This is a genomic window from Deltaproteobacteria bacterium (assembly GCA_016213065.1).
GTDB lineage: Bacteria > UBA10199 > UBA10199 > SPLOWO2-01-44-7 > SPLOWO2-01-44-7 > JACRBV01.
Genome location: JACRBV010000101.1, coordinates 1 through 6,530, shown reverse-complemented (window position 1 = coordinate 6,530; position 6,530 = coordinate 1). Strand labels below are relative to the sequence as shown.

Sequence of the window (6,530 nt, the reverse complement as noted above, 5' to 3'; positions counted from 1 at the left end):
GGAATATAAGCCGCTTCTCCTTTGGCCCACGATAGAGAAATGCCGACGATCTTGGCCTTCATCACATCAAGCGAAGTAGTTTCCAAATCCACAGCGAGCATCGATTTTTCTTTTTTAATTTTTTCCAACAAGTCTTCGAGTTCTTTTTCGTCAAGAATAAGTCGGTAACCGCTTTTTGAAAGAGTGACCTTGGGGGCGACCTCCGACACAAGTCGGGAAAATTCCAGTTCGCGAAAAAGTTCATTGCATGCCTCGGTATTGATGGGTTGGTAGTGCAACGCATTTTCATCAAACGCGACGGGCACATTATAGTGCAATGTTGCCAATTGTTTTGAAAGACGGGCCTGATCCGCGTATGTTTTGAGGCTCTCCCCTGTTTTCCCCGGAATTTTTTCGGCATTTTCAAGCACCGTTTCCAAGTTGCCGTATTCCTGAATTAATTTGCTCGCTGTTTTGGGACCGATGCCCGGAACTCCCGGAATATTGTCGGAGGTATCCCCCACAAGCCCGAACACATCAGCAACGCTTGAAGGAGGAACACCAAAGCGCTGTAACACTTCTTTGTGTGTGTAATGTTTTTCCTGCATGGGATCCCACATATCGACTTTATCATTCACGAGTTGCATCAAATCTTTGTCGCCGGAAATAATCGTTACCGTAAAACCCTCTGCTTTAGCGCGTTTGGTCATTGTGGCGATGATGTCGTCGGCTTCAAAACCCGGTTTGACAAATATCGGCATATTCATCGCCTCCACCACTTTTGGAATAAAAGGAAACTGGGGGACCAAATCATCCGGTGGTTCGGAGCGATTCGCTTTGTACTTGTCATAAAGTTCATCGCGGAAAGTCGGTTCGATGGAATCAAAAACAATTGCCCAATACATGGGCTGTACCTCTTTGGCCAATTTCAAAATCATCTGCGTGAAACCATAAATAGCATTGGTAGGAAAACCCTTGGAAGTAGCAAGAGAACGAATCGCGTAATACGCACGAAAAATATAACCAGAACCGTCGATGAGATAGAGATGTTTAGTTGAATTCATGCCGCCCAAGCCTCGCCAAATAATTCCACGCCGGGTACTGCTCCGGCGCTTTGCCGATACCTTTCAAGATCACCAGCTTTTCCAGCCGGACATCAAAAACATAATCGGTTTTTTTGGATTTCATGCTTTCCACCTGTTTTAAAGACCCTCAAAAAGCATCGCCAAATCCTGAACGATCAAACCTTCCGATGTCAAAAGAGCTTTGCTGTCTTTGTTGATTTTGGGGGCCATGCAGGTTTTTTCTATCCGCCAGTCTTTGTATTTTCGATGGATCTTTAAAAATCTCTCCACGTGACCGCAAAATTTTTGTCTGTTCAGGACCAAATCTTTTTCGGACCTTTTACAATCTCCAAAGCGTATGATTTTATTTTCTTCATCCAGTGCAACCAAATCAATCTCCGTATCACCCCGATCCCAAAATCCAGAAATTCTTTTGGTGAGGCGCAGGTCGCCGATATTTTTCCGACTCCGTTCTTCATACAAAATGCCGACCAGTTTTTCAAAAGAAGTTCCCTCCATTGTTTTTAATCTCTCATCCGCTGTTTTTAATCTCTCATCCGCCTGTTGTACGAGAATATCAACCGGTGAAAAATTAACCGCCGCAACTGGGGCTGAAATCGCCCCCAGCCAAGACTTTAAAAAATTATCGGTGATATAATACCGGCTACTCCTTGCTTTTGAGGCGGCAAAAATGGGAAGACGCTTTTCAACAATCCGGTATCTATTAACCAGCGTTTGCAGGTATCCTGCGACCTGCTCATCCTCTTCGCTGATTTCCCTGACATGGCTCAACAGATCATTATGAAAACAGCCCGGATGGCGAGCGATATATTTTAAAATAGCATCATAACGACCGTGAAGTTCCCTGAGAAACCAATTGTCCGCCTCGTTTTTCAACGGAGAGGAACTTTCAAAAAATATTCTTTTCAATAAAAAGGGTCTTGGTTTGCCCAAAACTCCCTGCTCAAAACAATCTCGATAAAATTTTGGAACTCCTTCAAATAAATTCCACAAAAACAACGTATATTCCGAATCAACCCCGCCGTGTTCCCTCAATATCTCCAATATTGAACCAATTTCAAGATGAGGCAGTTCAATTTCATCCGTAGTTCTGTTGTAAAGCGGGGCAGATCTGTCTTCTAAAATCGCGGTCATCTCGGTATGGATGGAACCCAAAACAAATAATCCTTCCCCTCACCTCGCTTGCATCCCTCGTCAACAAATCCACCTCTTGTTGCAAATAGGAGCAAAAATCACGAAGTCTTTGTCGATTGAAATACTGAAATTCATCGATGACAACAATGAAACCCTTCCGAACCATTTTGGATACCAGCTTCGCTAGCTCAAGCAATTTTCTGGGTTTTGCAAAATCACTGTCGGAAATTTGAAAAGTATCCATGGCATCATGGACAATATTCAAGACACCGGCGGGAGAAGAATCTGGCGTCTGAAAATAAAACAGCGGCCGCCCATGTTCTGCCGTGAGCACATGCTGAATCAGAGTTGTTTTTCCAATTCGCCTTCGCCCAGTGACCTTTGCAAAAAACCACCGATTTCGGTTAATGATCCGGTTGAGCTGTTCGACTTCTGATTTCCTGCCGTAATATTTCCAGTCCATTTTCATAATTATTAAAATAACATAATCATCATTATATTAAATATTTTTATATTGCAACCATTTGTTATTACTTGTTTTTTCATTAAATTTTAAGAATGCATAGGTAAAATAAATCACAAAAATCCTAGTTTTTTCATGTTGTTATAAATTGTCTCTTTGAGTGCTTCTGACTCTTTAAATTGGCCTTTTAACTGAATCGTAAGGCGTTTCATAGTTTTTGTTCAAAACCAAGAGGAGCGCCGTTGTTGGATTTCCCGAGGGATTTAATTTTGGTCATACTCTCTGGCAAAATAGCTGAGAATAATATCGGCGCCGGCGCGTTTGATGGCGGTGAGGGATTCGAGGACGGCTTGCTTTTCGTCGAGCCAGCCGTTTTTTGCGGCGGCCTTGATCATCGCGTATTCGCCGCTCACTTGATACGCCGCGATAGGGACATTAAAACGTTGTTTGGCGGCGGCAATTACGTCCAGATAAGGGAGAGCTGGTTTCACCATGAGCATATCGGCACCCACTTCCAAGTCGGCTTCCATTTCACGCAAGGCTTCTCGAATATTGGCCGGGTTCATTTGATAGGATTTGCGATCCCCCGAAGAGGGTTTGGAGTGGGCCGCGTCTCGGAAAGGACCGTAGAACGAAGAGGCATATTTGGCGGCGTAACTTAAAATGGGTGTATTGCTGAAACCTTTTTCATTAAGAGTCTTCCGAATTATTTTGATACGTCCATCCATCATATCGGATGGTGCTACCATATCGGCTCCGGCTTCGGCATGTCTCAGGGCCATCTCGGATAAAATTTCCAGACTGGCATCATTCACAATGTTGCCTTTTGAATCGACGATGCCACAATGGCCGTGGTCGGTGTAAGCGCATAAACAAACATCCGTCATCACTAATAAATTTGGGGCAATTTCTTTGATGGCTTGAATGGCTTGAGGGATTAACCCATCTTTTTGGATGGCGCCCTTGGCGTTGGGATCCTTTTGAGAAGGGACTCCAAAGAGCAGAATTCCGCCCAACCCCTCTTCAAGTGCCACTTTAGCTTCTTTTGTTATTCTATCGACAGAATAGCGAAATTGGCCCGGCATAGATTCAATTTCTTCTTGAACGTTTTGACCCGGAACAACAAAGCTGGGCCAGATCATTTGAGCGCGGTTCAGATGAGTTTCTTCAACAAGCCGTCTCATGGCAGGGGTGTTTCTAAGTCGTCTCAATCGTGTTTGTGGAAACATATTGGAGGATCTCTCCTACCATATAAAGGGAGCCCGTTGCAACTAATACGCTGTCATCCCCGAGAAGATTGGGATCCGACTGGATTCCCGCTTTCGCGGGAATGACAGAAGAGAATTTAATCGGTTCCTCCAAGGAAAAGACGGGTTTGGAACAATGTTGTCGCAGATGGGCCGTCAGTTCTTTTGCGGGCAAGGCCCTTTTGGAAACAGGTGTAACACAGGAAAAACTTTGTGCCAGAGGCACCAATGGCAAAAACATCTCCTGCCAATTTTTATCTTTAAGAACTCCGAGGAGAAAATGAATTTTAGTTTTTGGGTGAGCGTCCTTTAGATAATCGGACAAGGCTTGAATGCCGGCCAGATTATGAGCGCCATCTATTAAAACCGGAGGGTTTTTTTGGAGGGCATCTTTAAAAACTCCTGATTTGTCATTCCCGCGAAAGCGGGAATCCAGTATTTTTAACAAGTTCTGGATCCCCGCTTTCGCGGGAATGACGTTATTAGGGATGCACTGGATATACTGTAATCTCCCCGGCCATTTTGTTTTAAGAAGAGCTTCCACAAAAACTGATTCTAATTTTATCTCAGGAAGCAGTTCTTGCGCGGCGCACAGAGCCAGCGCCGCGTTTGTTTTTTGGTGCTGGCCGTGAAGTCCCAAGGGATGAATCATCGCTGATGGATGGATCCATTTCAGAGTCAAACCCATTTTTTGACAGGACTCTTTGATGATGGAGACAACTTCGGGTGTTTTAGGGGAGCTAATGAAGGTGGCTCCGGGTTTAAAATAGGCGCATTTTTACAAAGCGATTTGCGTGAGAGTTTCTCCCAGATAATTTTGATGGTCCAGAGAGATGGGCGTTACAAGAATTAGTTTCGGTTTTAAAAGATTGGTGGCATCTAAACGCCCTCCCATTCCTGCTTCGATAATTGCGATATCCACTTTTTGTTCGGAAAAATAAAGAAACCCAAGTAGGGTTATCATCTCAAAAAAACTTAAAAAATTTTCTTCGGGAAGCCGTGGACGAACTTTCTCAACAAGCGCGTCGAGTGTCTTGCTGTTAATTGATTCGCGGTTGATTTGAATGCGTTCGGTGAGATCGACAAGATGAGGCGAAGTGATCAAACCGGTTTTCAATCCCGCTTCCCGAAGAATGGATTCTAAAAAAGCGGCGGTAGATCCTTTGCCATTGGTGCCGACAATATGAACTGTGGGATATTGAACCTGCGGGTTGTTGAAGAGTTCACAAACCCGGCGCATCGGTTCCAAATCACAACGAAAATCTTTTTCGGCAAGCCTCTCAAAATATTTTTCGATTTTGGTCATATAGAAAATTAACTTTTCATTAGGACATCTGTCATTCCTGCGAAGGCAGGAATCCATTTGTTTGCCAGTTTTTCTGGATCCCCGCCTTCGCGGGGATGACATACTAAAAGTTAATTCATTATACTACAGTGTCATGGCAGAATTTTTTTGATGCTGGAAAGGAAAATTTCAAAATCTCCGAGATCGTTATTCAAAAGATTGTAAATTTCTTTTGGCGTGATTTGGGCGTAAAAATGGACCAAACGATTTCGAAAACCGGCCATTTTTACCAATTTTTGAGAGGCAAAATCCTGCGGGACGATTCCCTTTTCGCCAAGGGCAAAGGCAAGTTCTTTGTAAGTACCCGTTCTGGCACCGCCGGGCAGACGAGCCAAAATATGCGAGGCAACATGGAACACTCCTTCCAGTGCCCGGTGAAGATGATACTGAGCCAATTTGAAACCGACTCCTTTGGAAAAGGAATCAAAGGGTTCCTGCCCCAAGAGTTGCAATTGGGCCACTTCTTCCTGAATGCCGCTCATGCGTACCAAAATGGTTTCTTTGTCGAGTGATGGTTTCATGGGATGCTGTTCAAAAGATGCTTTTCAAACAATTTGCGATGGGATTCAAAATCGGCATGCTCCAAAATGGTGAGTTCCTCAAATTGGTGTCTCATTTTAGGATTCAAGTCGAATAGAATTTTTCCGTTTTTGACAACATGATAGCGAAGTTGCCCCGTTGTTTCCCGAAGAAAAACGATGTCGATATCGGACATCGTCCGGTAGAAATCGCTGAACAGCTCGTAGAGATCCTGATAGATATCCCCGCTTTTATTTATACTCCGCAAACTCTTCGAGTTTGCTTCGCGACCCAGCAAAGCTGGGTCTTGACTTTTTTCCAGAAGAATTCCGATGTCAAAATCGCTGTCGGAACGGTGAAGGTCCTGTGCCCTTGATCCAAAAAGATAAACGGCGGCCACTCCAAGTTCTTGAAGCCGATTGCGAATGGAAGGTGTTTTTTTCATCAAAATCAGACTAACATAGCAGTTATTTCATGTCACTTTCAAAACAAGTAGTGTGATGTCATCCTGAGGGATTGGATTTTTAGTGAAATCCTTCCAAGTTTTCAAAATGCCGTTTTGTATTTCGATGGCTTGTTTGTCCGATAGGATTTTCGTTGTTTTCAAAAGACCTTCGGTGCCAAAGGATTTTTTCCCTTTGATTTTGGACTCTACCAACCCATCGGTATAAAAAATAACCACATCGCCTTTGTTTAACGGACAACTTTTTTGATGGTAGATTTCTTTTCGTTGGATGCCTAGCAAAGGATCTTCGGTT

At 43.8% G+C, this 6,530-nt stretch carries 8 protein-coding genes and 1 pseudogene; all 9 read right to left on the bottom strand.

All coding sequences use genetic code 11. The features are described 5' to 3' along the window. On the bottom strand, positions 1–1,043 hold a 1,043-nt coding region (locus HY877_05970), incomplete at its 3' end, for a DNA polymerase I (protein MBI5299821.1). Next, entirely contained in the window at positions 1,030–1,167 is a 138-nt protein-coding gene (locus HY877_05965; GenBank protein ID MBI5299820.1) for a hypothetical protein, read from the bottom strand. The genes HY877_05965 and HY877_05970, both read right to left, overlap by 14 nt. Before the next feature lie 14 nt (positions 1,168–1,181). After that, positions 1,182–2,661, bottom strand: a pseudogene (locus HY877_05960) (ATP-binding protein). Positions 2,662–2,924: 263 nt separating this feature from the next. Next, positions 2,925–3,890, bottom strand: a complete 966-nt coding sequence (gene hemB, locus HY877_05955; GenBank protein ID MBI5299819.1) for a porphobilinogen synthase — start codon at positions 3,888–3,890, stop codon at positions 2,925–2,927. Continuing rightward, positions 3,859–4,596 carry a hypothetical protein gene (locus HY877_05950; protein MBI5299818.1) on the bottom strand — a complete coding sequence of 246 codons (738 nt, stop codon included), beginning with the start codon at positions 4,594–4,596 and terminating at the stop codon, positions 3,859–3,861. The genes hemB and HY877_05950 overlap by 32 nt, the downstream gene beginning before the upstream one ends. Before the next feature lie 90 nt (positions 4,597–4,686). After that, the gene (locus tag HY877_05945) at positions 4,687–5,214 is read right to left on the bottom strand and encodes a hypothetical protein (protein ID MBI5299817.1); all 528 of its coding nucleotides are present in this window, start codon (positions 5,212–5,214) and stop codon (positions 4,687–4,689) included. Positions 5,215–5,345: 131 nt separating this feature from the next. Then, the gene (locus tag HY877_05940) at positions 5,346–5,774 is read right to left on the bottom strand and encodes a DUF86 domain-containing protein (GenBank protein MBI5299816.1); all 429 of its coding nucleotides are present in this window, start codon (positions 5,772–5,774) and stop codon (positions 5,346–5,348) included. Next, entirely contained in the window at positions 5,771–6,217 is a 447-nt protein-coding gene (locus HY877_05935; protein ID MBI5299815.1) for a nucleotidyltransferase domain-containing protein, read from the bottom strand. Before HY877_05935 ends, HY877_05940 begins: the two co-directional genes overlap by 4 nt. Before the next feature lie 27 nt (positions 6,218–6,244). Then, positions 6,245–6,530 (bottom strand): SpoIIE family protein phosphatase (locus HY877_05930; protein ID MBI5299814.1); only part of this gene is annotated, 286 nt, incomplete at its 5' end.

Coding starts and splice junctions, on each gene's coding strand:
- HY877_05965 (MBI5299820.1), bottom strand. CDS start 1,167: ATGAAATCCAAAAAAACCGATTATGTTTTTGATGTCCGGCTGGAAAAG.
- HY877_05940 (MBI5299816.1), bottom strand. CDS start 5,774: ATGAAACCATCACTCGACAAAGAAACCATTTTGGTACGCATGAGCGGC.
- HY877_05945 (MBI5299817.1), bottom strand. CDS start 5,214: ATGACCAAAATCGAAAAATATTTTGAGAGGCTTGCCGAAAAAGATTTT.
- HY877_05950 (MBI5299818.1), bottom strand. CDS start 4,596: ATGGGTTTGACTCTGAAATGGATCCATCCATCAGCGATGATTCATCCC.
- hemB (MBI5299819.1), bottom strand. CDS start 3,890: ATGTTTCCACAAACACGATTGAGACGACTTAGAAACACCCCTGCCATG.
- HY877_05935 (MBI5299815.1), bottom strand. CDS start 6,217: ATGAAAAAAACACCTTCCATTCGCAATCGGCTTCAAGAACTTGGAGTG.